General features: G+C 63.9%; 25 protein-coding genes and 1 pseudogene. 16 read left to right on the forward strand and 10 right to left on the reverse strand.

Annotated features, from left to right (window positions below; all coding sequences use genetic code 11):
* Positions 1-10 precede the first annotated feature (10 nt).
* Positions 11-841, forward strand: coding sequence for a siderophore-interacting protein (locus B4383_RS00835; RefSeq protein WP_078287558.1), 831 nt, complete (start codon positions 11-13; stop codon positions 839-841).
* Positions 842-849: 8 nt separating this feature from the next.
* A complete protein-coding gene (locus B4383_RS00840) occupies positions 850-1752 on the forward strand; it encodes a tyrosine recombinase XerC (protein ID WP_176138379.1) in 903 nt (300 codons plus the stop codon).
* 5 nt (positions 1753-1757) lie between these two features.
* On the opposite strand, the gene B4383_RS00845 is transcribed toward B4383_RS00840, so the two are convergent.
* From B4383_RS00845 to B4383_RS00855, 3 genes are all read right to left on the reverse strand, one after another.
* The gene (locus tag B4383_RS00845; protein ID WP_078287560.1) at positions 1758-2009 is read right to left on the reverse strand and encodes a hypothetical protein; all 252 of its coding nucleotides are present in this window, start codon (positions 2007-2009) and stop codon (positions 1758-1760) included.
* Positions 2010-2084: 75 nt separating this feature from the next.
* Positions 2085-4925: an RND family transporter gene (locus tag B4383_RS00850; RefSeq protein ID WP_286150509.1), complete on the reverse strand. Its 2841-nt coding sequence runs from the start codon at positions 4923-4925 to the stop codon at positions 2085-2087.
* 50 nt (positions 4926-4975) lie between these two features.
* Positions 4976-5383 carry an MmpS family transport accessory protein gene (locus B4383_RS00855; protein WP_078287562.1) on the reverse strand — a complete coding sequence of 136 codons (408 nt, stop codon included), beginning with the start codon at positions 5381-5383 and terminating at the stop codon, positions 4976-4978.
* A gap of 157 nt (positions 5384-5540) precedes the next feature.
* Here B4383_RS00855 and B4383_RS00860 point away from each other — a divergent pair, with 157 nt between their 5' ends.
* Together B4383_RS00860 and B4383_RS00865 are read left to right on the forward strand one after the other, a co-directional pair.
* On the forward strand, positions 5541-6506 hold the full coding sequence (locus B4383_RS00860) for a TetR family transcriptional regulator (protein ID WP_078287563.1): 966 nt from the start codon (positions 5541-5543) through the stop codon (positions 6504-6506).
* A gap of 14 nt (positions 6507-6520) precedes the next feature.
* Positions 6521-6766 carry a hypothetical protein gene (locus B4383_RS00865; protein ID WP_078287564.1) on the forward strand — a complete coding sequence of 82 codons (246 nt, stop codon included), beginning with the start codon at positions 6521-6523 and terminating at the stop codon, positions 6764-6766.
* A 5-nt stretch (positions 6767-6771) separates the two neighbouring features.
* On the opposite strand, the gene B4383_RS00870 is transcribed toward B4383_RS00865, so the two are convergent.
* A complete protein-coding gene (locus tag B4383_RS00870; RefSeq protein ID WP_198942438.1) occupies positions 6772-7230 on the reverse strand; it encodes a M23 family metallopeptidase in 459 nt (152 codons plus the stop codon).
* A gap of 376 nt (positions 7231-7606) precedes the next feature.
* Between B4383_RS00870 and rpsB the strand changes: the two genes are divergently transcribed.
* Positions 7607-8479: a 30S ribosomal protein S2 gene (gene rpsB, locus B4383_RS00875; protein WP_078287565.1), complete on the forward strand. Its 873-nt coding sequence runs from the start codon at positions 7607-7609 to the stop codon at positions 8477-8479.
* Positions 8480-9298 (forward strand): translation elongation factor Ts, encoded by an 819-nt coding sequence (gene tsf / locus B4383_RS00880; RefSeq protein WP_078287566.1) that lies wholly within the window; start codon positions 8480-8482, stop codon positions 9296-9298. It abuts the gene before it with no gap.
* A gap of 55 nt (positions 9299-9353) precedes the next feature.
* Here the strand turns inward: tsf and B4383_RS00885 are convergent, their stop codons facing one another.
* Together B4383_RS00885 and B4383_RS00890 are read right to left on the reverse strand one after the other, a co-directional pair.
* Complete coding sequence (locus B4383_RS00885; RefSeq protein ID WP_286150510.1) at positions 9354-10229, reverse strand: winged helix-turn-helix transcriptional regulator; 876 nt, start codon at positions 10227-10229, stop codon at positions 9354-9356.
* 41 nt (positions 10230-10270) lie between these two features.
* On the reverse strand, positions 10271-11764 hold the full coding sequence (locus tag B4383_RS00890; protein WP_078287568.1) for a carotenoid oxygenase family protein: 1494 nt from the start codon (positions 11762-11764) through the stop codon (positions 10271-10273).
* Between the two features lie 75 nt (positions 11765-11839).
* Here B4383_RS00890 and B4383_RS00895 point away from each other — a divergent pair, with 75 nt between their 5' ends.
* Genes B4383_RS00895 through B4383_RS00905 form a run of 3 tightly spaced genes read left to right on the forward strand, consistent with a single transcriptional unit; the run spans position 11840 to position 15064 of the window.
* On the forward strand, positions 11840-13063 hold the full coding sequence (locus B4383_RS00895) for an acetyl-CoA acetyltransferase (protein ID WP_078287569.1): 1224 nt from the start codon (positions 11840-11842) through the stop codon (positions 13061-13063).
* Positions 13064-13072: 9 nt separating this feature from the next.
* Entirely contained in the window at positions 13073-13654 is a 582-nt protein-coding gene (locus B4383_RS00900) for a TetR/AcrR family transcriptional regulator (RefSeq protein WP_078287570.1), read from the forward strand.
* A 24-nt stretch (positions 13655-13678) separates the two neighbouring features.
* Entirely contained in the window at positions 13679-15064 is a 1386-nt protein-coding gene (locus B4383_RS00905) for a family 1 glycosylhydrolase (RefSeq protein ID WP_078287571.1), read from the forward strand.
* Here the strand turns inward: B4383_RS00905 and B4383_RS00910 are convergent.
* Complete coding sequence (locus tag B4383_RS00910; protein ID WP_078287572.1) at positions 15061-15678, reverse strand: aminodeoxychorismate synthase; 618 nt, start codon at positions 15676-15678, stop codon at positions 15061-15063. The genes B4383_RS00905 and B4383_RS00910 overlap by 4 nt on opposite strands.
* A 36-nt stretch (positions 15679-15714) precedes the next feature.
* Between B4383_RS00910 and pnuC the strand changes: the two genes are divergently transcribed.
* The 5 genes from pnuC (at position 15715) to B4383_RS00935 (ending at position 20984) form a co-directional block, all read left to right on the forward strand.
* Entirely contained in the window at positions 15715-16293 is a 579-nt protein-coding gene (gene pnuC / locus B4383_RS00915; protein WP_078287573.1) for a nicotinamide riboside transporter PnuC, read from the forward strand.
* Between the two features lie 136 nt (positions 16294-16429).
* Positions 16430-18676: an RNA polymerase recycling motor ATPase HelR gene (gene helR, locus B4383_RS00920; RefSeq protein WP_078287574.1), complete on the forward strand. Its 2247-nt coding sequence runs from the start codon at positions 16430-16432 to the stop codon at positions 18674-18676.
* 121 nt (positions 18677-18797) lie between these two features.
* A complete protein-coding gene (gene pyrH / locus B4383_RS00925) occupies positions 18798-19523 on the forward strand; it encodes a UMP kinase (RefSeq protein ID WP_030094003.1) in 726 nt (241 codons plus the stop codon).
* A gap of 13 nt (positions 19524-19536) precedes the next feature.
* A complete protein-coding gene (gene frr / locus B4383_RS00930) occupies positions 19537-20094 on the forward strand; it encodes a ribosome recycling factor (protein WP_078287575.1) in 558 nt (185 codons plus the stop codon).
* 20 nt (positions 20095-20114) lie between these two features.
* A complete protein-coding gene (locus B4383_RS00935) occupies positions 20115-20984 on the forward strand; it encodes a phosphatidate cytidylyltransferase (RefSeq protein ID WP_078287824.1) in 870 nt (289 codons plus the stop codon).
* Here B4383_RS00935 and B4383_RS00940 read toward each other — a convergent pair.
* Complete coding sequence (locus tag B4383_RS00940) at positions 20981-21769, reverse strand: DUF6159 family protein (protein WP_078287576.1); 789 nt, start codon at positions 21767-21769, stop codon at positions 20981-20983. The genes B4383_RS00935 and B4383_RS00940 overlap by 4 nt on opposite strands.
* A 121-nt stretch (positions 21770-21890) precedes the next feature.
* Positions 21891-22727, reverse strand: coding sequence for a DUF6159 family protein (locus B4383_RS00945; RefSeq protein WP_078287577.1), 837 nt, complete (start codon positions 22725-22727; stop codon positions 21891-21893).
* A 69-nt stretch (positions 22728-22796) separates the two neighbouring features.
* Here B4383_RS00945 and B4383_RS00950 point away from each other — a divergent pair, with 69 nt between their 5' ends.
* Positions 22797-23534: a dienelactone hydrolase family protein gene (locus tag B4383_RS00950; protein ID WP_078287578.1), complete on the forward strand. Its 738-nt coding sequence runs from the start codon at positions 22797-22799 to the stop codon at positions 23532-23534.
* Entirely contained in the window at positions 23534-24148 is a 615-nt protein-coding gene (locus B4383_RS00955; protein ID WP_078287579.1) for a hypothetical protein, read from the forward strand. Before B4383_RS00950 ends, B4383_RS00955 begins: the two co-directional genes overlap by 1 nt.
* On the opposite strand, the pseudogene B4383_RS00960 reads toward B4383_RS00955, so the two are convergent.
* A pseudogene (locus tag B4383_RS00960) lies at positions 24145-24476 on the reverse strand (hypothetical protein); the annotation flags it as partial. The gene B4383_RS00955 and the pseudogene B4383_RS00960 overlap by 4 nt on opposite strands.

The following is a 24476-nucleotide window of genomic DNA, read 5'->3' on the forward strand; positions in this document are numbered from 1 at the left end:
AGGAGGCGATATGGCACGCCCGCTACATGAGTTGCAGGTAGTTCGGACAGAGCGGGTGACTCCGCATATCACCCGGGTGGTGCTCGGCGGTAACGGTTTTGATGGTTTTGAGGCCACCCCAGAGACCGACAGTTATGCCAAGCTGATATTCCTTCCGCAGGGCCACGAAGGGCCAGGTCCACGGGATATTGACCAGGCGCGCGACATGCAGGCCACCGTCCGCACGTACACCATCCGCTCTGTGGATATCGACCGTCGCGAGATCGCCATCGACTTCGTAGTGCACGGTGACACCGGTGTGGCCGGCCCGTGGGCAGCGCGGGCCACGCCCGGAGACAGGCTCTACGTCACCGATTCGCACGGCGCTTACTCGCCCGATCCCGCTGCGGACTGGCACCTGCTGGCAGGTGACGAGTCGGCCATCCCGGCGATCACCGTCGCGCTGCAGGCACTTGCGAAGGGTGCTCGCGCCAAGGTGTTCATCGAGGTGGCCGGTCCGCAGGACGAGATCACCTTCGATACCCGCGGTGATGTCGAGATCATCTGGGTCCACCGCGGCGCGGGTGCCGACGAGGTCGACGAAAACCTGGCGGGCGATAACGCCCCATTGGTCGACGCAGTGCGCTCTGCGGAGTGGCTGCCCGGGCAGGTACAGGTGTTCATCCACGGCGAGGCTCAGACCGTCATGCACAGTTTGCGGCCATACATCCGCAAGGAGCGTGGGGTCGCACCAAAATGGGCCGCCTCGATTTCGGGATATTGGCGGCGCGGTCGTACCGAGGAGTCTTTCCGCGTGTGGAAACAGGAGCTGGCAGCTACCGAAGCTACCGTGAGGGAGTGACACCGCAGCTGACCGCGATTCTCGACGAGTTCGCCGAGTATCTGGCGCTGGAGCGCGGGCGGTCGGTGCACACGCAGCGCGCCTATCGGGGAGATCTCACCTCATTGTTCGATCACCTCTCGGCGGTCGATCCGGAAGCGACCCTGGCTGATCTCTCGCTGCCGGTGCTGCGGTCATGGCTTGGCGCTCAGGCCCGGCAGGGTGCGGCACGTTCCACCGTCGCACGGCGCACCTCGGCGGTGAAGATCTTCACCGCCTGGGCGACCCGCCGTGGGCTGTTGCAGACAGATCCCGCGATTCGCCTGCAACAGCCTAAATCTCGCCGTACGTTGCCCGCGGTGCTGCGACAAGATCAGGCCGTCGCGGCGATGGAAGCAGCGCATTCGGGTGCGGAACAAGACGATCCGATGGCATTGAGGGATCGGCTGATCGTCGAGATGCTCTACGCCACGGGGATCCGCGTCAGCGAGCTGTGCGGCCTGGATATCGACGATATCGACAGGTCGCGAAAAGTGTTGCGCGTCTTGGGCAAGGGCGACAAGGAGCGCACCGTGCCATTCGGGGACCCAGCCGCCGATGCTCTGACCGCCTGGTTGGACCGCGGTCGAGCACATCTTGCCAACTCGGGTTCTGGTGCGGCGGTTCTCCTCGGCGCGCGTGGGCGGCGCATCGATCCGCGCCAGGTCCGCACCGTGGTGCACCAGACTATGTCCGCCGTGCCCGGTGCCCCCGATATCGGCCCACACGGTTTACGGCACAGCGCTGCAACGCATCTGCTCGAGGGCGGCGCGGACTTGCGTGTGGTTCAGGAGCTACTCGGGCACTCCACCCTGGCCACCACTCAGCTGTACACCCATGTCACCGTGGCGCGTCTACGGGCCGTCCACGATCAGGCACACCCGCGGGCGTAACGGGGTCACGCGGCATCGCGTGGCTTCTTTCTCCATCGGCAGATCCGGGTGGGATTGACTTGACTTGTCCAGTGTCGTCGTCGGGTGGGGCGGGTTCTCGCTGCCAGACTCGCCTTTTCCTGCCGTGATTGCTTGCGCATCATGCGGTCTACCTCGCGCTGGTAGTAGCTCATCGACCCTCCGTTACCGCCAGCCGCCCACAGCGCTACCACCACCAAAAACAGAAGCACTGCGGCGAACCCGGCTCCCGTGGGCATGGCAGTTACCCGCGATTCGAAGCGTGCGGTGTGAGGACGCAAACCTTAAGGGGGTCAAAGCCGCACATGTGCGGGTCACCTGCCGCCGGCGGTCACGAGCCGACCATGATCAGGCACATCCGCGGAGTCAGTGCTGTGCGGTATCGCGTCGCGACTGGTGGCTCGGTCGTGTACCACCAGGGGCCACCAGAACCAACGCCCCAGCAGTGTTGCGATGGAAGGGATCACGAACGATCGCACGATCAACGTATCCAGCAGCAGCCCCAGACCGACGGTCGTGCCGAGCTGGGCGATGTTATGTGCATAGCCGGCAATCATCGCGAACATGGTGAATCCGAACACCAATCCTGCGATGGTGACCACACCGCCGGTGTTGGCCATCGAGCGGATGATGCCTGTCTTGATCCCGGCGTGCATCTCCTCGCGGAACCTGGCCACCAATAGCATGTTGTAGTCAGCACCCACCGCGACAAGGAAGACAAACGACAGCGGTGCCACCGACCAGTGCAGCGGATTGCCGATGATGTCCTGCCAGACGAATATGGCTAGGCCCAACGCAGATAGGTAAGACAGCGCCACTGTGCCGATGACTGCGACCGCGGCAACGAGACTGCGCAGCAGGATCAGCACTACGCAGAACACGAAGGCGAATGCGGCCACCACACTGGTGATGAAGTCCTCGCGCGTGAATGCCTCGATGTTCAGCAGGGTGCCACCCGGGCCACCGATGCTCACCGTGCTCCCGGCCAGCGAGGTGTTCTTCATGGCCTGCAGTGCGGTCGGAATGATCTTGGCACTCAGGTCCATTGCCTCTCGGCTGAACCCTTCCATGTCCGGTGTGACGATCATCCGGGTCACCTTGCCGTCGGTGGAGAAGAAGAACGGCATCGCGTTCTTGAAGAGTGGATTGTCAAATGCCTGACTGGGCAGGAAGAACGACGACCCCGGGTCACCCGCCGCGAAGCTCTTGCTGAGCTCGTCGGTGAATTGCGTGATCTCGGTGACCTGCGGGACCAAGACCTGCAACGTGCTCTGCAGCGGGACGGTAACCGCATTGACTTGCGCGATGAAGGCCTTCAATCCCGAAAGCTGAGCACCGAGTTGAGGCAACGTCTGTGCCAGGGCCCCGGTTCCGTTCACCAGATTGCCAACGAGACTGTCGAAACGGTGCAAGTCATCGAACAGTGAGAACCCGGTGAGTGCGGCCTGGCAATACTCGTTATCCCGGCAGTTCGGAATCGAGCCCACGAAGTCCTCGGCGGGCCTGGCGGTCTGGCGCAGGGTGTCCACCTTCTGTACAACGGCGGCCAGGCTGGTGCGCAATTCGGTTGCACCCGCTTGGATCTGGGTTGCACCGCGGGTCCCGTTCTGCAGCGCCTGTTCTAGGCCCTTAACGGTGAGCGAGAGTTGCCCAACCCGGCCGCTGAGTGCAGTGAGATCGGTGATGCGCTGGTTGAGCAGATTGGTCATCTGGGTCAGCCGCCCACCGATGTATCCCGCCTGCGAGGTAAGCGCCCCTTGCTCCAGCGGGGCGCCGAGCGGGCGGGTGATGCCTTGCACATTGTTGATACCGGGGATGTTCAGCACCGCATTGGACAGCTTCGCCAGCGCGATCATGTCCCCTGAATTGCGCATGTCATGGTCTGACTCGATCAAGAAGAGACTGGGGGCCATGATATTTGGCGGTAGGTGGCGGTCCGACGCGGCAAAGCCGAGATTCGCGGGAGAGTCACTGGGCTGCGCGGCCTGCTCGTTGAAGCTGGGCCGAAATCCTGGAATGACCAACAGCGCGAGCGCGAGCACGGCCAAGCTGCCCGCGAGCACCGGGCCCGGCCAGCGCACCACATAGGTGGCGATGCGTCGCCACCGGCGCTGGGACTTCTCTTGGCGCGGCTCGAAGTACCCGAGCCGACTGCCTAGGCCCAGGAGCGCGGGCCCGAGAGTCAGTGCCGCGGCCAACGTGACAATGACCGCGATGGTGCACGGCAGCCCTGAGGTGCTGAAGATCGCCAAGCGGGTGAACAACATGCACGCGGTGGCCCCGGCGACGGTGAGCCCCGACGCAATGATGATGTGCTGGACCCCGGCCAATGCCGAGTAGTAGGCGGATTCCGGATCCTCCCCAGCACGGCGCGCTTCTTGGTATCTGCCGAGAAGGAATATGCCGTAATCGATTCCGGCTCCCAGCACGATCACTGCCAGGAGTGCGGAAGCAAAGATCGACACCCCGATGACTTGATGCTCGCCGAGGAACGCGACGATGGGACGCCCGACGCCGAGCCCCGCGCCCGCGACCAGTAGTGGCATGGCGATGGTTATCGGGTTGCGATACACCAGTAGCAAAATGGCGCCAACCAACAGGCCGCACGAGATCAACAACAGCAGGATGGAATCGTTGATCGAGACCAGCTCGTCGTTGACCACCGCGGAGGGTCCGGTCAGGTGTGCGGTAATCCCTTTGGGTGGAGGATATTCAGCGATGATGTCGCGAATGGCCTGGGTGGATTCCATGGCCAGCGCCGTACCCATGTTGCCGGACAGGTTGATCAGGACATAGGCGGCCTTACCGTCCGCGCTCTCATTGGCCGGGGCGAACTGCGGGTTGGACCACAGGTCCATGGACGAGTTGACGTGCTTCTTGTCTTGGTTGATCCGGTCCAGAATCGACGAGTAATACTGGTGTGCTTCGGTTCCCAGCGGGGCATCGCCTTCAAGGAGCAGGTAGACGAAGTTGTTGGTGCCCGCCCCGCCGAAGTAGTTGCCCATCTTGACAATCGCCTGAACCGAGGCAGCATCATCGGGCAGGAATGAGCGGGCGTGCCCTTTGATCACCGTTTCTAGCTGGGGGACTGCGAGATTGAGTGCTCCGGCGGCGGCGAGCCACAGCACGATGACGGGCAAGGAGAACCGGTACATGAGCCGGGCGAGCAGGGGACGGCGTTTTCCGGCGAGGTTGTTCTGAGAGTTCACGCCACCACCACCTGGCAGGAGACGGCCGATGAGTCGGAAGACTTTTCGTCGCGGACCTCGCCGTTGATCGTGATGCTGCAAGACATCTGGCCCGTGGTGGACTGGGCGACCACGCCGGTGGGGATGGTGAGCTGCCCCGTGCGCAGGGTGGTTTGCCAGGGCAGAGTGCCCGATACTTCGCGCACGCTGCCGTCGGTATCGAGGTAGGACGCCGCGACGGTGGCCCCGGTCGGCCCATCAAGCCGGTACTCGACAACCTTTTCACGTGGCTTGCCGATCGACGGCGGCTTGTACGAATGGCCGATCGCAGGGTCTGGGATGTCGCTGAGCCGTAGATGGGCTATGTAGCCCCCGGCGATACAGAGGATCGCAATCGATACCAGATACACCCACGCGCCACGCATTCCAGCTCCTCATTGATCCGGTTGGTGAGCGTTGACGTTAACTGGCCGATCGTTAATTTAACAGTCGGTCATATCAACATCACACCGATCGGTCTACTGTGACGCGGCGCACACGAATACGCGGCCCTGGGTGACGTGAAACTGGTAAAAGGGACTGGTGACACGGGCAGGTACTAAGGGCATGCCCCGCGCCGAGCGGGAGCAGCAGATCCTGGATGCCGCATGTCAGGAGTTCGGCCGCAGCGGGTACGCGGGCATGTCCCTGGCCGCGGTGGCGTCGGCCGTCGGAGTATCCAAGCCCATGGTGCTGGCGTATTTCGGGTCCAAGGAACAGCTCTACATCGCGTGTGTGCAGCGCGCCGGAACGATCGTGGGCGACCACATCGCGGCGGCGATGGAGGCGGCACCGCCCACGCTCGCGTTGCCGCGGGCCGTTCTGCAGGCCATCTTTCAGGCGCTGGCGCCCCGCCCGTCTGACTGGCTGGTCATCTGGGATCAGACCCTGCCCGAGGGTAGCGATGCACTTGCCGCGGCTCGGGTCGCCAGAAGGCGGCTCGCCGCATTGGCCGGCCAGGGCGTGGCCGCGGTGGGAAGCGCGGCGACCCAGTTGCGCGACCCTCAGGACATCGGTGTGCTGACGCAGGGCTGGATGGGGATGGTCGGCGCCACGATCACCTGGTGGATCCGGCACCCCGAACAGAGCGCGGAGCAGATGGCCGAGCGTGCCAGTCGACTGCTCACGGTCATCGCCAGCGCCGGAATATCGGAGGCGGAGTCGCCCGACGGGACCGCCGCGCCGCGGCCCGGCAGGCCCGTACGAGGGTCCGGTTCCGGGCAGCCACTCAATGCGGCGTTCGACCTTTTCGGTCGACGGTGGGCAATCCTGGCGCTGTGGGAACTGCGCTCCGGGACAAAGACCTTCTCGGAGCTGAGGCGGGACATGGGCGACGCGGCGGAGGTGTCGAGCGGCGTGCTCACCTCACGTCTGAACGAGTTGACCGCCGCGCATATCGTGCGGAGCCGGGATGGTGAGTACTCGCTGACGGCGGTGGGCAAGGCGCTGCTTGTTGCGCTAGCCCCGCTGGAATTGTGGGCAAGAGCCTGGTCGAAATCGGTCCGATGACTACAGTGCCAAGCATGCGCGCCGGAATTCTGGTGGCGGCCACCGCCGCCGTGTTGAGCCTCGGAATCGTGGCACCGGGGACGGCACTTGCCGATGTGTATCCGCCGTGGTGGGTCTGCGTGGCTAACGGCGGTGAGATGCGCGCGTTCTACCAAGTTGTCAGCGAGCAGGACGCGCTCGATCGCTTTCATGATGCGGTGTCCAGGCTGTCGCAGGCCACCGGAAAACCCGCGCACGTCGACATCTGTCAGCCTGCCTAAGCGGCTTAGTCACGCGTAAGCGGCTTCAGTCGCAGCGGCGTCGAGGCCAATAGTCCCAGCGGGTTCAGATAGTCCGCGGCCGACGCGGGCCCGCGCAGGGCGCCCCAGTGCAGACAGGCGGCCTCGGGGCAGCCCGGATGCCCCGGTAGCAATGTCCCGATGACCGATCCTTCCGACACCCGCTGACCCGGTTTGACCAGCGGTGCGACCGGTTCATAGGTGGTACGCAGGCCGCCCGCGTGCTCGATTGAGATCAGTGGCCGCCCGGCGAGCGATCCGGCGTACACCACGATTCCTGGCCCGGCCGCGATCACGCGCTGATCGGGGGCGCCGGCCATATCTACCCCGCGATGGCCGCGGTTCCAGCGCTCCCGCGGCTCGTCGAAGTACCGAGTTATCGCAGGTCGGGGACGTAACGGCCAGCCGAAACGGTCCTGCGCATCCCCAGGGGCGGCGGGCGCCACCGGCGCGACGGCCACCGCCAGGGTGGAGATCAATACGGGACACCCGAGCGATCTGAGCCACACGACGAACCACACGACGTCATGGTGACCAGACGGTGGCGGTGCCGGGAAGAGCCGTGTGGGCTCTGTGGACAACTGCCGGGGCTCCCGCGCAATCCGGCAACGGTGGCGAAAAGCACTCGTCGCAGCATGTAAACTCATCACCGCAACTCGCCTAGCGGGTTGACTTCGCGCGTCTGCCCACGAGTTCGTGATCAGCATGCCGGGCGGTCCCATCTCATGGGTTTCTATGAAGTGGGTTCCGGCATCAGCAGACGCTAGGGCCCAGGATCACCCGATCCTGGGCGGCAACCGACAACATAAGGAATGGCTCACCATGGCCGTCGTAACAATGAAGCAGCTGCTTGACAGCGGCGCGCACTTCGGGCACCAGACCCGTCGTTGGAACCCCAAGATGAAGCGGTTCATCTTCACCGACCGCAACGGCATCTACATCATCGACTTGCAGCAGACGCTGACCTACATCGACAAGGCGTACGAGTTCGTCAAAGAGACCGTCGCCCACGGTGGTTCGGTCATGTTCGTCGGCACCAAGAAGCAGGCCCAGGAGCCGATCGCCGAAGAGGCGACGCGCGTCGGCATGCCCTACGTGAACCAGCGTTGGTTGGGCGGCATGCTCACCAACTTCTCCACCGTCCACAAGCGTCTGCAGCGCCTCAAGGAGCTGGAGTCCATGGAGCAGACTGGTGGCTTCGAGGGACGTACCAAGAAGGAAATCCTCATGCTCACGCGTGAGAAGAACAAGCTCGAGCGCAGCCTCGGTGGTATCCGGGATATGCAGAAGGTGCCTTCGGCGATCTTCGTGGTGGATACCAACAAGGAGCACCTCGCTGTTGCCGAGGCCCGCAAGCTGAACATCCCGATCATTGCGATCCTGGACACCAACTGCGATCCCGATGTCGTCGACTACCCGATCCCGGGCAACGACGATGCGATCCGCAGCGCTGCACTGCTCACCAAGGTTGTTGCCTCCGCGATCGCCGAGGGCCTGCAGGCTCGCTCCGGTCTGGCCGGTGGCGACGAGAAGCCAGAGGCTGCCGAGCCGCTCGCTGAGTGGGAGCAGGAATTGCTTGCCTCCGCCGTCGCAGAGGCCCCGGCCGCTGAAGCTGCAGAGGTGCCCGCCGCTGAGGCTCCGGCCGCTGAGGCTGCTGCTACCGAAACCACCGAAACCGCAACCGAGGAAGGCTAAATGGCGAATTTCACTGCCGCCGATGTGAAGCGGCTCCGGGAACTGACCGGTGCCGGAATGCTCGACTGCAAGAACGCCCTGGCGGAGTCCGATGGTGATTTCGACAAGGCCGTCGAGGTGCTGCGCATCAAGGGCGCCAAGGACGTTGGCAAGCGCGCCGAGCGTGCCACCGCCGAGGGCCTCGTTGCCGCGCGTGACGGTGTGCTCGTCGAGCTGAACGCAGAGACCGACTTCGTTGCCAAGAATGCCGAGTTCCAGGGGCTCGCCGACATCATCGTCGGTGCGGCTGCGGCCGGCAAGATCGGCGATCTGGACGCCCTCAAGGCCGCGAAGGTCGAGGACGGCCGGACGGTCGAGCAGGCCATCGCCGACCTTTCCGCGAAGATCGGCGAGAAGTTGGAGCTGCGCCGGGTGGCGTACTTCGACGGCACCGTCGAGACCTACCTGCACAAGCGTGCTGCGGACCTGCCGCCCGCTGTCGGCGTGCTGGTCGAGTACACGGGATCTGGCACGGAGGCTGCGCACTCGGTCGCATTGCAGATCGCCGCGCTCAAGGCCAAGTACCTGACGCGTGAGGACGTTCCGGCCGATGTGGTCGAGAACGAGCGTCGCATCGCCGAGGAGACCGCGAAGTCGGAAGGCAAGCCCGAGCAGGCGCTGCCCAAGATCGTCGAGGGTCGGGTCAACGGTTACTACAAGGATGTCGTGCTGCTGGATCAGGCATCGGTGTCCGATAGCAAGAAGACCGTCAAGGCACTTCTCGACGAGGCCGGTGTCACCGTGACCCGCTTCGCGCGGTTCGAGGTTGGACAGGCCTAAATCACTTAAAACAGGTCGGCCCCGCCAGGATTGGTTCCTGTGCGGGGCCGACTTGTCATCGGGGCTCGATGGCGTCCGGGTCCAGGCTCTGCTCGCATTGGTCGCAGGCAAGTTCGGGGGTAAACGGACGCCCACACTCGCGATGGGTGAAGATCATCGCCGGACCGTCTGTCGATGGGAAGTGCCTCTGCCCCCAGTCGACGGCCGTCATCACGACCGGGAAAAATGCGAGGCCCTTTGGGGTCAGGTGATACTCGGACCAATCGGAACGCTTGGGGTGAGAGGCACGCTGCAGTACCCCCATAGTGCAAAAGCCACGCAACCGGTCGGCGATCACGGCCGGTGGGGCGCTGAGCCGGGTATGGAAATCGCCGAACTGCCGTGAACCGAGGAAGGCGGCGGCCACCATCGCCGACGCCCAGCGGTTGCCGAGAATGGACATGGTTTCGGGGAACAGCCCCGCTTGCCCGCGCTTGTCGGCGCCGCTGCGCCGCCGAGTTGCGCCCTCGGGTACGGACCGGAGCCACCCGCCGCTCGGGCCCCATTCGGTGACGATGTGGTCGCGGGTCACGGACCGGTGGCAATGCACACAGCGAAGCGCGGGTGAAAAGTCCTGCCCGCAGGTTAGGTGATGCATCAATGGCATCTTCTCGGGGTGCTCTGGCACCCAGGTTCGCTCCCAATGCCAGATAGATACCAACACAGGCCACAGCTCCTGGCACTGTCGGGTGGGCTGGTAGCCCGCGCGTAGTGGCCGTTCCTGATACACCTCACGTCGGAGCAGGCCGTCGTCGACGAGCTTCTGGAGCCGTTGGGTGAGTACAGCGTTGGATATCGGCAATCGCTCCGAGAAATCGCTGAATCGCCTTGCACCCAAAAGTGATTCGCGTACGAGTAGCAGGGTCCATTCGTCGCCCAGCAGACCAACCATGCGTCCAATGGCGTTGGTGCTGACGGGCTTGAGTGTTGAGGTCAACGCGGGCCCCGGGCCTGACGCAGCTCGGCCCCCGGTACCCATGTGGAATGGGTACCGCTGCAGATTCTTTCGGGAAGCTGCAGTTTGCACACCGGGCCTTCGGTCATCCGGGACGCCTCGAACACCAGGCAGTAGGAGGAATCGGTATTCATATCGGTGGTGAGTGTCACCAGGTAGCCGTCGTCTTCGGATGTGCTGCCGGGTCGCGGAGCCATGGCCGTCTCGCTGCCGAAGACGCCATCGCCGAACGAGATTCGTTCCTCTGAACCAGTGCGTAGGTCGTGGCGCACCAACCCATCGAACAGGAACCAGCCCGGATTGCCGGTCGCTGCGTAGGTATACCGATAGGGCCGGGTTTCAAAATTGCGATTCATCATGCCGAATTCGGTGTAGTTGTCGCTGAGCCGCTCCTCGGTGGTGGTGCCGGTGATCAGGTTGAATCGCCAGCGGTGCAGTGTGGATTTGAACCCGTCCAGGGCCAAGTAGCGAAATGCGGCCTCCTGTAATGAGTTTGTGCCCTCGGTCGAAGGGGTCGGGTCGTTCTGGAAGAATCCGTCGAGCACGATTTCGTCACCGTCTTCGTAGGCGTTGACGAAGTGCAGCGCGTAGGTTGGTGCGGCCTCGAACCAGCGGATTTGTGAGGAGTCGCCACGGCGTGGGACCACCGCGAATCGGGAGGGGAGATCCGGATGGAACACCGGCGCGTGCACACCGTGCTTCATGAGTGACGGTTCCCAAAATAGCGGAAAGTCGTTGAGTATCACATAGTTTTCCGTATAGGCCATGTCGTGAGGGAGGCGCGGGCCGGGTAGCGGGACATCGATGTGGTGCACCAAGTTGGCGTCCTTGTCCACGACTCCGTATCGCAGGTGCGGCTCCTCCTTGCTGTAGCTGAAGAACAGCATCTCGCCGGTGATCGGATCGGTTTTCGGGTGCGCCGACACCCCCCACTCGGTGGGGAACTTGCCATGCCAGGTCTCCTTGCCGACGGTTTCGGCGGTGTAGGGGTCGACTTGGTACAGGTCGCCGCACATGTAGAAGCTGGTCAACGCGAGGCCACGGTGTACCACCACATCGGTGCTGGAGGCGTCTTTCATGCGGCGGCGGGCGCCCCAGCCGTCGTCTCGTTTTGCGGCGGTGGGCATTTCGATGAACCCGGCCCACAGCGGTCCACCAGCCGCGTTCTCGGCGGCGAAGCCGTCGGTGCGCACAAACCGGTTGCGGTAGGACGCCTTGCCGCCTGCGAACTCGACGATGTGCAGCATGCCGTCCCCGTCGAACGGGTGATAGTTGGTTGCCGCGGGATGTAGTGGGTTCTCGGTGTTGCGCAGGTACAGGCCGTCGAGGTCAGCGGGTACTTCGCCCTCGATGACGGTGAGGTCGTGCGCGTCCCACTCGCGCAGCTGCGGCCGCCACGGCCCGGTGCGGTAGGGGTGGTCGTCGTCGGCCGGAAGGGTCGAGGTCCAGGTGTTGATCAGTTCGGTGGCCATAGCTTCTCCCGCGATTCGGCGTGTGCGGCCAAACTATGCTTGACAGAGTTACTCTGTCAATTGAATCATAAGCGAATGTCTCAGGGTATCTGGATCCTCGGCGCCTATCAGTGCGACTTCGGGCGCAATTTCACGCGGGAGGGGCTCGATTTCGCCGACCTCACTCGCGAGGTAGTCGATGGCACATTAGCTTCGGCGCGTCTGGCGGGGAGTGATGTCGGTGTGGTGCATGTAGGCAACGCATTCGGTGAAATATTCTCGGCTCAAGGCCATTTGGGCGCGATGCCGGCGACGGTTCATGAGGAGTTGTGGGGTGTTCCGGCGGCGCGGCATGAAGCGGCCTGCGCATCCGGCAGCGTCGCGGCCCTCGCTGCGATCGCAGACCTGCGCGCCGGATTTTATGACTCGGCGTTGGTCTTGGGGCTCGAGCTGGAGAAGACGGTGCCCGGCGAGGTCGGTGCTGCGCACCTGGCCGCCGCCGCGTGGACCGGGCACGAGGACGACGGCATCACGTACATGTGGCCGCACGTGTTCTCGCGAGTCGCCGAAGAGTACGACCGACGCTACGGAATCGATGAAACCCATCTGCGTGCCATTGCCGCCACCAACTTCGGGAACGCCCGGAGAAATCCGAACGCGCAGACTCGAGCCTGGACGTTGCCGGATCTGGACAGCATCGACGACGTATCCAATCCGGTGATCGAGGGCTGCATCCGCCGTCTTGACTGCAGTCAGTTGACTGACGGTGGCGCCGGTCTGGTCCTCGTCACCGATGAGTACCTGCGCGAGCACCCCGGGGCTCGCCCGCTTGGGCGCATCGAGGGCTGGGGTCACCGGACGGTGGGGCTGGGACTGCAGCAGAAGCTCGATCGTGATGCGCAATCGCCCTACGTGTTCCCACACGTTCGGATGGCCGTCGCCGATGCGTTTGAACGGGCCGGGGTGACACTCGGGGCCGTGAGCGGATTCGAGGTGCATGACTGCTTCACGCCGAGTGAGTATCTCGCTATCGATCACATAGGGCTGACCGAACCAGGAGAGTCGTGGAAGGCAATCGAGAACGGGGACATCGAGATCGGCGGCCGGCTGCCTATCAACCCGAGCGGTGGACTGATCGGGTCCGGACATCCGGTGGGCGCGACCGGGGTCCGGATGCTGGTCGATGCCGCCAAGCAGGTCAGTGGAACCGCCGGTGACTATCAGGTCGAGGGTGCGGACTGTTTCGGCACCCTGAATATCGGTGGTAGCACGGCAACCACGGTCAGTTTTGTGGTCCGCGCACAATCAAGGTTGCGCTAGCCTTCGGCCATGCCAGCTGTCGGGCGATACGCCAAAGGGGAGGCCAAGCGCCGGGAGATCCTCGCCGCCGCGTTGACGGTGTTGGAGCGCGACGGAGAGGCGGGCGCTTCGATGCGCGTCATCGCCAAGGAGGCCAACATCAGTCTGGCCGGACTGATGCACTACTTCCCGGCGCGGGACGTGATTCTCACCGAGATCCAGCGCGGTGCTGATGCAACATTCGAAGAGCGGTACCGGGATTCGACCGCGGAGATCGATCCGGGCGAGGTGTTGGCTCAGGCCATGCTGGACAAGGCGAGTAAGCCTGGCTCGGGGACGGTGTATCTGTCGTTGGCGGCAGCCGCGGCCGTCGATCCGGGGCATCCTGCCGGGGCGTACCTGCGCGACCGGTACGAGAGGATGCGTGCACGCATCGCCGACTACGTGCGGGGGCGCCAGGCCGACGGCACGGTGCCCGCACGTGTCGATGCCGATTTTGCCGCCACCGCGTTGATAGCCGCCGCCGACGGCATTCAGATCCAATGGATGTCGGACCCGTCCATCGATATGGGCGATCACATGCGCCGGGTGTGGGAGCAGCTGCTTCACTAAAACCATACAGTGTATGGTTTTAGAATGAAGTGGATGAGTGCCGTCATGGCATCGGCAGTCGTGTTCGCGGTGGGGTTGACCGCTTGCAGCCCCCGGCACGAGGAGGCAGGGAACGACTCGGCGTGGGACCGTGGCTTCTATTGGGGCACTGCGACCGCGGGTTACCAGGTCGAGGGGAACGCTCCGGATAGCAATTGGCGCCGCTACGTCGACCGCACTGCGGGCATGCCCGCGGCAGCCGACGAATCCAACCCTCTCGGGGACGGGCCCGTCGACCCGTACCGGCAGGCAGACGACTTTCGGCACCGGTACGCCGAGGACATCGCCAATGCACACGCCATGGGCGTCAATACATTTCGATTCGGACTGGAATGGTCGCGGGTCATGCCTGAACCGGGCAAGTGGGACGAGAAGGAACTCGCGTACTACGACTCGATCGTCTCCACGCTGCGCGAGAACGGCATGACGCCGATGATCACGCTCATGCACTGGGTGTATCCGGGCTGGGTCGCCGATAGCGGCGGGTTTATGAACAACGTCGCGGCATTTGAGGAGTTCGCCAAGGCGATCACCAAACGCTATGCCGGGCAAGGGGTGCTGTGGGTCAGCGTCAACGAACCGTTGGCCTTCGGAGCGATGGAGGTGCGCACCGGCGCGATCAAGCCCGACCAGTTCGATGTGTTTCTGGACCGGGTCGCTCAGGCCCACCGTGCGGTGTACCGGGCCGCACACGAGGCAGACCCCAAGGCCAAAGTGACGACCAACGAGGCCTACATCCCGCCGGATGTGTTGGCGCAGTTCGCAGGTTTCGGGGTGAAGGGTATCGAGGGATCGTTCTTCGACCGGGTCACCGGCAGCCTGGATTACCTGGGATTCGACTATTACACCGGTACCGCGGCGGATAACCCCGCCTCGGGGCAAAGCATGTCCGCGCGCTGGAACATCAAACTGCAGCCTGAAGACATCTACTACGTATCGCGGCACTACGCGCAGCGATATCCCGGGCTGCCGATCTACATCGTCGAGAACGGGATGGTCACCGATAACGGAAAACCGCGGTCAGATGGCGTGACCCGGTCGCAGTACCTCAACGACACCGTCTTCTGGCTCCAGCGGGCCAAGGCCGACGGCATTCCGATCATCGGGTACAACTACTGGTCATTGGTCGACAACTACGAATGGGGAAGCTACCGGCCACGTTTCGGCCTGTACACCGTCGACGCGCTGGGTGATCCGGCGCTGAAGCGAGTGCCCACCGATGCCGTCCAGGCCTATACGCAGATCACTCGGGACGCGGGCACCGTACCCGGCTATCGCCCGGTGATCCCGGCGGCGAAATGTTCCACGACAGTGGGGCAGGACAGCTGTGCGCCACTCGATCCGAAGGGGCCGACGGCAACGCTGCGCTAACCGTCGAGCAGGAAGTAGCGGTCCGGGTCGTCCAAGACCACCTCGGGGTTACCGTCGACGGTGATGTCGGCACGTTCCGCGGTGGGATCCTGGCCGAAGTGCTCGTCCTCGGCGTCAATCCATAGTCGCCAGAATTCGCGGAGCTCCGCGCCATCGCGAGCCTCCGCACGGCGTCGACGGGTCACCTGGTCGGTCTGCACCCAGATCAGCGAACTCAACCGGTCGGCGGCGGCGGAGCGGCCGGACCCGACGCCCTCGAGAATCAGCACCGATGGCGGTGGGCACTGCTCCTGCGGGCCGAACTCGCGGGCCTCCCAGTCGTAACGTCGATACCGGGCGGCCCTGCCGTGCGCCCAGGGCGTCAGCACCTGCTCCTCGAACCGGGGCCACCATCCGAAGAACGTGTCCCAGGACGCAAAATCATCGGTGTGCAGGACCACCGTCGACGGGGTTGTCGCGGACAGTGCGTTGTGCAATCGCGCAGCAAAGGTGCTCTTGCCGGCGGCGCCCCTGCCGTCGATGGCGACGACGCGCACGTCCCCACAACGCGGATGGCTCTCGTTGATGAGCCCGGCCAGCCACGAGAAGCTCCGCAGTCGGGCCGGTGTCGCCATGGCGCGAGCTTACTGGTGCTCGGCTAGCCTGTTGCGGTGGAGTGGACTGAGCTAATCGGCAGCCTGGCCGGTGTGCTGTTCGTCATCCTTGCTGTCCGCCAAAATATTTGGACCTTCCCGGTAGCCATCGTCAGCTCGCTGTTCTACATCGTGGTTTTTGCCGGGCAGACCCTCTACGCCGATGCCGCCCTGCAGATCATGTTTATTGGGTTAGCCGTACAGGGTTGGTATCTGTGGCGGCGGCGAAGCCAGGGGCGGTACGAGGTAGCGGTGCGGCGGACGCCGCCGTGGGCCTGGCTGCCCTTGGCGGCGTGTGTGGTGGCCCTGGTGGCAGGGCTCTATGTATTCCTGATCACCTTCACCGATTCCAATGCCCCTCAGCTTGATTCGGCAATCACTGGGCTCAGCCTCGTATCCCAATTCATGATGAACCGAAAATGGATAGAGAATTGGGCCCTGTGGATCGTCACCGACGCATTTTCCGTGGGTGTCTACCTGTTCAAGGGGCTCCATCTCACGGCGGGCTTTTACGCGTTCCTGACCGTCATGGCGGCGGTCGGCCTGTGGAGTTGGAGAAAAGAGCTGCGGGCGGTGGCGGTCGCCGAATCGATATGAATACCCCGCCCCTTTCAGGATATATCGGACCGGGGGGCTTGCGGCAAGACCCCGGTCATACCGCACAATCGCAGGCTGAACATCGCAGACTGAATGTCAGATGCCATGAACTAGAACGAAAACGGGGAACATCCGGTTGACGACATACGAAGAAGAACTGGAATCCGAGCGGGAGTACATCGCCGGACTCTACGAGCTGCTGGACGCCGAACGTGCACGCGTCAAGGGGCGATACCGCAGCGCCCTGCGCGAGCCGGTCGATCAGCAGAACGGCGCGGCGATGGTCGAACGCGATGATGAGGTGCGGGCATTGGCCCGGCAGGCACAACGCTTGGACGTCGCCGATGACGGGCTGTGCTTCGGTCGGCTGGACGCCCTCACGGGGGAGCACTCCTACATCGGGCGCATTGGCCTTCTCGACAAGACGAACGACTATGAACCACTGCTGATCGATTGGCGGGCTCCGGCGGCGCAGGCTTTCTACACCGCTACGGGCGCCAATCCGGAAAACACCCGGCGGCGACGCCAATTCCGGACTCGGGGACGTCATGTCGATGCCTTCGCCGACGAGCTCCTTGGCCGGCCGGACAGCGAAGACCACGACGGTGAACGCGGGAGCATGAGTGATGCGGCGCTGCTCGCGGCCGTCAACGCACCGCGCGGCAACGGGATGCGCGACATCGTGGCGACCATCCAGGCCGAACAAGACCGGATCATCCGACTCGATCATCCCGGCGTGCTGGTCATCGAGGGTGGTCCCGGTACGGGCAAGACCGTTGTGGCACTGCACCGCGTCGCCTACCTGCTCTACACCCAGCGCCAGCGGATGGAACGTCACGGCGTACTGGTTGTAGGCCCGAATGCTGCCTTCCTGACACATATTTCGCGGGTGTTGCCGTCGCTGGGAGAGACCAACGTGGTGTTCACGACGGCGGGAGATCTGTTGCCGGGGCTGAAGGTCACGGCAGAGGATGGGACGGATGCGGCGCGGCTCAAGGGCTCGTTGCAGATTCTCGACGTGCTCGCGGCGGCGGTCGCCGATCGGCAGCGGACCCCCGCGGAGCCACTGCGGATCCAGCTCACCGATGTCGCGGTGCGCATCGATGCCGATATCGCGCAGTGGGCCATCGACGAGGCGCGTGCGAGCAGGCTCCCGCACAACGAGGCGCGGGCCGTCTTCACCGACGTCCTGACGTGGGCGCTCACCGAGCGGGCGATCCCGCGCATCGGCAAGGGGTGGCTCACGCGTGAGGACCGCAAGGCCTGGGAGCACCTGCGCGCGGAGCTGCTGGACGAATTAGGGGATCACGAGGGTTTCGCCGCCGCGCTCGACGAGTTGTGGCCGACACTGACGCCGGAGACGCTGTTATCGGAGCTGTACACCTCACCAGAGCGGCTGCGTGCTGCCGGTGCGGATTCGGCGCTGGCACGCGCCGTCGGTGACGCGTGGACGGTCTCAGACGTCCCCCTGCTCGACGAGCTGATCGATCTGGTCGGCCGCGACAAGGCGGCGGAAGACGCCGCCGAGCGTGAACGCAGGGCCGAGGCCGAGTATGCCTCCGGTGTGCTCGACATGATGACCGGTCGCGAAGACATGATGGACGATGAAGACCACCTCTTCGCTACTGATCTGCTCGGAGCCGAGGACCTGGCGGAACGCTTCACCGAACGCGACACCCGCGACCTCGTCGAACGTGCGTCGGCCGACCGGGACTGGACATACGGGCACGTTGTGATCGACGAGGCGCAGGAACTGTCCGAAATGGACTGGCGAGCGTTGATGCGCCGCTGCCCGAGCCGTTCGTTCACCGTGGTCGGGGATCTGGCTCAGCGCCGATCGGTGGCCGGTGCCACCTCCTGGGACGCGATCCTGGCGCCGTACGTACCCGGACGTTGGCTGTACCGGGCGTTGTCGGTGAACTATCGCACTCCCGCCGAGATCATGGCCGTTGCCTCGGCGCTGCTGGCCGAGTTCGCGCCGGGCACCCAGCCACCAGAATCCGTTCGTTCATGTGGCGTCCTACCCTGGTCCAGGCATCTCGCCGAGGATCAATTGTCAAAAGCCATCGAGGAATTCACGCATGACGAGGAGTCTCGGGAGGGTACGAGCGTAGTGATCGGGCCGCCGGGCGTGCCGGGCACGGTGCCCGCTTCGGAGACCAAGGGCCTGGAGTTCGACGCCGTGCTGGTGGTGGCACCGGAACGGATCCTGGCCGACGGCCCACGAGGTGCGGCCGAGCTCTATGTGGCACTCACTCGTGCCACCCAACGCCTCGGGGTACTGCACGTGGCGCCCTTGCCGCAGGCGCTCGTCGGCCTCACCGAAACCACAGCCGACCCGGGCTCGGTTCGCCGGGTCGTGCCAACGAGCGTCGCCCAATAGGGCAGGATAGACACCGCCGTCGCGGCCTTGCGATGAGCCGCTTGCGTGAAGAGCGGAAGCAGTGGGCCCGATGGCTGTGCTTTGTGCACAGGCTTTGTGGAACCCGTACCGAGGAGGCGTGATGACTCGCGATGTGAGCCGCACCGGATATAAGCGGGTGCTGCTCAAGCTCGGCGGCGAAATGTTCGGCGGGGGAGCCGTCGGTCTTGACCCCGATGTGGTCCACCGGGTGGCCAGCCAGATTGCTGAGGTGGTCCGCAGCGGTGCCGAGGTCGCGGTCGTGATTGGCGGCGGCAACTTCTTCCGAGGCGCGCAGCTGCAGCAGCGCGGCATGGAGCGGACGCGTTCGGACTACATGGGCATGCTCGGCACAGTCATGAACAGCCTTGCACTCCAAGACTTTCTGGAAAAAGAAGGCATTGTCACGCGCGTGCAGACCGCCATCACCATGGGGCAGGTCGCCGAGCCCTACATTCCGCTGCGGGCCAGAAGGCATCTTGAGAAGGGGCGCGTCGTCATCTTCGGCGCCGGTATGGGACTGCCGTACTTCTCCACCGACACCACCGCTGCGCAGCGTGCATTGGAGATCGGCGCCGAGGTGGTGCTGATGGCCAAGGCGGTCGACGGCATCTTCACCGATGATCCGCGCGCCAATCCCGACGCCGAGTTCCTGCCCGAGATCACGCATCGCGAGGTCATCGATCGTGGCCTGCAGGTCGCCGATGCCACCGCGTTCAGCCTGTGTATGGACAACCGGATGCCGATCCTGGTGTTCAACCTGCTTACCGAAGGCAATATCGCCAGGGCGGTCGCAGGTGAGAAGATCGGAACGCTGGTAACACCATGATGGGAGATCAATCGTGATTGACGAGGTTCTTCTCGATGCCGAGGAGAAAATGGAAAAGGCCGTGGCGGTCGCCCGCGATGACTTCGCGACGATTCGCACCGGGCGTGCCAATCCGAGCATGTTCCAGCGGGTAGTCATCGACTACTACGGCACGATCACGCCCATCACGCAGGTCGCCGGCATCAATGTGCCCGAGGCCCGTCTGGTGGTCATCAAGCCCTATGAGGCCAATCAGCTCAAGGCCATCGAGGATGCGATCCGCAATTCGGACCTGGGTCTGAACCCGAGCAATGACGGCAGCATCATTCGCGTCGCCGTCCCGCAGCTCACCGAGGAACGTCGCCGAGAGCTCGTCAAGCAGGCCAAGGGCAAGGGCGAGGACGCCAAGGTGACGCTGCGCAACATCCGTCGTAAGGCCAATGACGAGCTCAACCGGATCAAGAAGGACGGCGAGGCCGGCGAGGACGAAGTAGGCCGCGCGGAAAAGGATCTGGACAAGACCACGTCCCAATACGTGACCCAGATCGACGAGTTGGTGAAGCACAAAGAAGGCGAGTTACTGGAGGTCTAGGGGCCCCGGTAATGACGACCATGGGAGACACCGACGCTTCTCCGGCCCCCGACGCGCCCCCTTCGGGGGCGAAGTCCCGAGCCGGACGTAACCTGCCGGCCGCCATCGGCGTTGGCGTTGTCCTCGCCGCCATGATCATTTTCTCGCTGCTGTACCAGAAGGAGATCTGGGTCGGCATCATCTCGGTCTTCCTCGGGATCGCGATGTGGGAGGTGACCAAGCGGCTGCGCCAGGCCGATATCTCGGTGCCGTTCATCCCGCTGTTCTTCGGCGGGCAGGCGATGATCTGGCTGACGTGGCCGTGGGGGACGGCCGGTGCGCTTGGCGCGTTTGGTGCGACCGTCGTGGTCTGCATGATCTGGCGTCTGGTTGGGCACGGCTTGAACCAGCAGCCCGTGAACTATCTGCGCGATGTCGCGATCACGGTATTCGTCGCCGCATGGGTCCCGCTGTTCGCGTCATTCGGCGCGCTGCTGGTCTATCCGGAAAACGGTGCGGAGCAGGTGTTCTGTCTGATGCTCGGTGTCACATTCTCCGATATCGGCGGCTACGCGGCGGGCGTCTTGTTCGGCAAGCATCCGATGGCGCCCGCGATCAGTCCCAAGAAATCCTGGGAGGGCTTGGCGGGTTCCCTGCTGGTAGGGACGACCGCCTCCACCCTGGCGGTGACGTTCCTGCTCGGGCATCACCCATTCGTCGGTGTTGCCCTGGGCATCATGCTCGTCATCACCGGAACGCTCGGCGACTTGGTCGAGTCCCAGGTCAAGCGCGACTTGGGTATCAAGGACATGGGCACGTTGCTGCCGGGACACGGCGGCATCATGGATCGGCTCGATTCGCTGCTGCCCTCGGCCGTCGCCACCTGGATTGTGTTGACTCTCTTTATCTAGGCTGCGCAGGCACGTCGGTACAGCTCCGTTTGATAGACCCCGCTCACTGTTGCGGCGATAAGGACGGCGACCGCCACCCAGAGCCCTCCGCACAGTCCGAGTGCACCGGAGAGCGCTCCGTCATTCACCGCGGCTGCCGCGAAAAGTAGACCGACGCCCGGCAGCACCAGCACGAGGGTGAAGACGCGAAGGCATATCTGGGCAATGACGTTCTTGGAGAGCAGGCGTCGGAGCATGTTCTTGGCGTCCTTGATCGCGCCCAGGGTGCCGATGTCTTGTAGGACCATTGCCGGAAGCACCTGAAACGACACCGCACGCCACATGAGGTCGAGAAACCGTCCGATGAAGATCACGTGGAGGATGTTTCCGACGTACAGGAGGTTCTCGTCGATGACTCCGATGCCCCAGGTGACGGCCGTGTCGACGAGAGCCCAGGGCAGCAGTCGCTTGCGGTGGCGGGCGGCCGTCGAGAAGCCGTTGGCGAAGTTCGGCGCTCTGCCCTCCAGCGCGTCATTTGCCTGTGCGATGAGAGCCGTGAGCCAGAACATCATGAGGTAGACGAGGACGGCGTAGTCGACGGCCAAGGCGGCACGGACGAACTGCGGCGCGGTCTTGTCGATGTTCGGTGGTAGCAGAAGCCCCAGAGCTATCAGGATCACCACGAACAGGAGGGCCGTAAGGGCGGCCGCGAGGGGGAACAGTACGAGGGCTTTGTGGCGGCGCAGGAGACGTGTCGATGTTCTGAATACGTCCCACGATGTCGACAGAGCGTTGGATAAAGCCACCAAGTCCCCTGATAATTCGTTACCTGTGTTACACAAGTTATCAGTGTGACGCGTGAGATGTAAGGAAGCGTGACATGCGCCACGGGACGCTGGGAACGATTCCGGTGCTGCTTAAGGACGATTAGCGAGTCTTGAGCGCCTGTCGCAGGTCCACTCCGGCGAATGGTCCCGGCACGTGGCCGTCAACCGTGAACCGGTACAGGGCGGTCTGGAAAATCCCGGTGAGCGCAGCCCCGATGATGGACGCCGCCAGGATCCACAACACACCGAGCGCCGCGAACACGCCCGTCACAGCGCTCACATTCGCGGCGATCCCCAGGTAGACCAACCCGATTCCAGGCAGCGTCAACATTGCGGTGAAGAAGCTCAGTCCCACAATGCCGACGACGTTCTGCCCCCAGGCGTTCTTGAGTGTTTCCTTGGTCTTCTTGATCGCGTCGATGGCACCGAGATTCTGCAGCACGATCGTGGGCAGCACCTGGAAAGAGACCACGCGCCACGCGACATCGAGCAATCGCCCGACGAATGGCACCCGCTCCTCGACGGCGCTGATGATCCAGGAGACCACGCCGGTGATGAGAACCCAGGGCAGGAGGCGGCCACCGTGCTGGGCCGCCGTTGAGATGCCCGCTGCGACGCTCGGATCTCCACCCTCCAATGCGATGTTCGCCTGCGAAATGAGGGCCGCCTGCCAGAAGGTCGTGACGTACATCAGCACGAAGAACCCGAGGGCGAAGACAGGGTAGAAGAGCGGCGGTACCGAATCTCCGGTCGTCGCGGGCAGTAGCAGGACTCCGAGGGCCACCATCCCGATCAGCACGAGCAATGCGGTAAGCCCGGACAAGATCGGGAAAACGACGAGCTCCTTGCGAGAGCTGAGCACCTTCGCGGATGTCTTGAAGATTTGCCACGACGTCGACAGCGTGCTGGCGAAGGCCATCAGATTCCCCCTGGTCATTGACGGATAGTGAGGCCCAAGATACCAGTGTGCTAGCTGCTCACCCTGGTGGCTGGTTTGATGGAAAACATGTCTCGCCGCGATGTTCAGATCCCCACGCCCGACGGGCACTGCCCCGCAACTCTGCACGTGCCGGACAAGCCCGGACCCGCTGTCATCGTCTATCCCGACGCCGGCGGTGCCCGCGAGGTCATGCGGGAGATGGGGGACCGACTTGCGGCGTTGGGATACGTGGCACTGGTGCCCGATGTCTACTACCGCGAAGGTGATTGGAAGCCATTCGATCTGGCGACCGCATTTGGAGATCCGGAAGAGCGTGGCCGTCTCTTCGCGACGATGGGGACACTCACCCCTGCGCGGATCGATGCCGATGCGGGTGCCTTTCTGGAGTTCCTCGCCCAGCAGCCCGAGGTGACGAGCGGCACGGTGGGCCTGACCGGCTATTGCATGGGAGGACGAATCTCGTTGCGGGTAGCGGCGACTCATGCGCCCCGGGTGGGCGCGGTTGCCTCATTTCACGGCGGCAATCTTGCCAACGCCGACGACCCGAACAGCCCCCACCACATCGCCGACCGGATTGCCGGCGTCGTGCTGGTCGCCGCCGCGCAGGAGGACGCATCCTTCCCACCTGAGCAGGAGCAGCTGCTGGCGCAGGTGCTGACCGATGCCGGGGTGCGGCACACCATCGAGACGTATCCCGCCAAGCACGGATTCGCAGTGACCGACAACGCCACCTACGACAAGACTGTGGCCGAGCGCCATTGGCGAGCCCTCGAAGAGCTCTACGGTGCACAGCTGGGCGTCTAATGCTCTTCGAGCCGAGGCTGCGGGCCGGAATCCACGATGGCACCATCTCGGTGGCGTACCGGCGCTGGAAGCGCCCGCAGGTGAAGGTGGGCGGTCGCTACCGTGTCGGCTCGGACCGCATTCGTTCCATGACCGCCTTCGACTTCATCGAGGTCGATGCCGTCGACGAGATCACCGCACACGACATCGACGATGCCGACGCGCTGTTGGCCGGGTATCCCTCGGCCGAGTTGGCCCGAAGCGATGTCGGTGCGAGTGGAGCCGACCCGTTGTATCGCTTGGCATTTCGCAAGGTTGCCATGGCCGATCCACGTGCGGAGCTGGCCTCGTCGGCGGCTCTCTCGGCCGAGGACGTTGCCGACATCGATGTGCGACTGGATCGGATGGACCGCAGCGCCAGACCAGGGCCCTGGACCCGTGAGGTGCTGCGAGAGATCTCCCGGCGTCCGGAGGTGCGGGCCAAAGACCTCGAATCCTGCTCGCGTTGGCCCGATTTGGCGACCTTCAAGGTGCATGTGCGCAAGCTCAAGAACTTGGGTCTGACCCTGAGTCTGCCCGTGGGCTATCGGCTCTCGCCGCGCGGTGAGGAGTATCTAGCCCGCGTGCCGGATTAGCAGCTGAATTCCCGACCACTGCCGTCGCTCGGGGTGACCTCTTTCAGGCAGCCGAATGGTTCAATCCCGGCGTCGCTGATCCGAATGGCGGACCGTGTCTTGGTGTTCTCGCAGAACAATCCGGAAGTCTCACTGCGGCAACCAAAGTCTCCGAACGTGAGGCGGCCGCCGTAGTCGAGCGGATTTCCGTCACCGCTTTGGAAGGGTCCCGGATCTCCGTGTAGTCCGCCCACCGTGACCTGCTGGCCATTGAAATTGGTCCATCCGCCGACCCAGTTGCCCTCGATGCCGCTGGGCGGCTTTGGCGGATTTGTGAGGTTGACCAGGC

Origin of the sequence: Mycobacterium sp. D16R24, from assembly GCF_002013385.1 — a bacterium.
In the GTDB taxonomy this organism is placed as follows: domain Bacteria; phylum Actinomycetota; class Actinomycetes; order Mycobacteriales; family Mycobacteriaceae; genus Mycobacterium.

Bases quoted from the DNA above. Each gene is read 5' to 3' on its own strand.
- B4383_RS00900 (WP_078287570.1), top strand. From the start codon at position 13,073: ATGCCAGCTGTCGGGCGATACGCCAAAGGGGAGGCCAAGCGCCGGGAG.
- B4383_RS00835 (WP_078287558.1), top strand. From the start codon at position 11: ATGGCACGCCCGCTACATGAGTTGCAGGTAGTTCGGACAGAGCGGGTG.
- B4383_RS00910 (WP_078287572.1), bottom strand. From the start codon at position 15,678: ATGGCGACACCGGCCCGACTGCGGAGCTTCTCGTGGCTGGCCGGGCTC.
- B4383_RS00890 (WP_078287568.1), bottom strand. From the start codon at position 11,764: ATGGCCACCGAACTGATCAACACCTGGACCTCGACCCTTCCGGCCGAC.
- rpsB (WP_078287565.1), top strand. From the start codon at position 7,607: ATGGCCGTCGTAACAATGAAGCAGCTGCTTGACAGCGGCGCGCACTTC.
- B4383_RS00905 (WP_078287571.1), top strand. From the start codon at position 13,679: ATGAAGTGGATGAGTGCCGTCATGGCATCGGCAGTCGTGTTCGCGGTG.
- B4383_RS00945 (WP_078287577.1), bottom strand. From the start codon at position 22,727: ATGACCAGGGGGAATCTGATGGCCTTCGCCAGCACGCTGTCGACGTCG.
- B4383_RS00850 (WP_286150509.1), bottom strand. From the start codon at position 4,925: ATGTACCGGTTCTCCTTGCCCGTCATCGTGCTGTGGCTCGCCGCCGCC.
- tsf (WP_078287566.1), top strand. From the start codon at position 8,480: ATGGCGAATTTCACTGCCGCCGATGTGAAGCGGCTCCGGGAACTGACC.
- B4383_RS00935 (WP_078287824.1), top strand. From the start codon at position 20,115: ATGGGAGACACCGACGCTTCTCCGGCCCCCGACGCGCCCCCTTCGGGG.
- B4383_RS00865 (WP_078287564.1), top strand. From the start codon at position 6,521: ATGCGCGCCGGAATTCTGGTGGCGGCCACCGCCGCCGTGTTGAGCCTC.
- B4383_RS00855 (WP_078287562.1), bottom strand. From the start codon at position 5,383: ATGCGTGGCGCGTGGGTGTATCTGGTATCGATTGCGATCCTCTGTATC.
- pyrH (WP_030094003.1), top strand. From the start codon at position 18,798: ATGACTCGCGATGTGAGCCGCACCGGATATAAGCGGGTGCTGCTCAAG.
- B4383_RS00955 (WP_078287579.1), top strand. From the start codon at position 23,534: ATGCTCTTCGAGCCGAGGCTGCGGGCCGGAATCCACGATGGCACCATC.
- B4383_RS00845 (WP_078287560.1), bottom strand. From the start codon at position 2,009: ATGCCCACGGGAGCCGGGTTCGCCGCAGTGCTTCTGTTTTTGGTGGTG.
- B4383_RS00950 (WP_078287578.1), top strand. From the start codon at position 22,797: ATGTCTCGCCGCGATGTTCAGATCCCCACGCCCGACGGGCACTGCCCC.
- B4383_RS00895 (WP_078287569.1), top strand. From the start codon at position 11,840: ATGTCTCAGGGTATCTGGATCCTCGGCGCCTATCAGTGCGACTTCGGG.
- B4383_RS00885 (WP_286150510.1), bottom strand. From the start codon at position 10,229: ATGGTTGGTCTGCTGGGCGACGAATGGACCCTGCTACTCGTACGCGAA.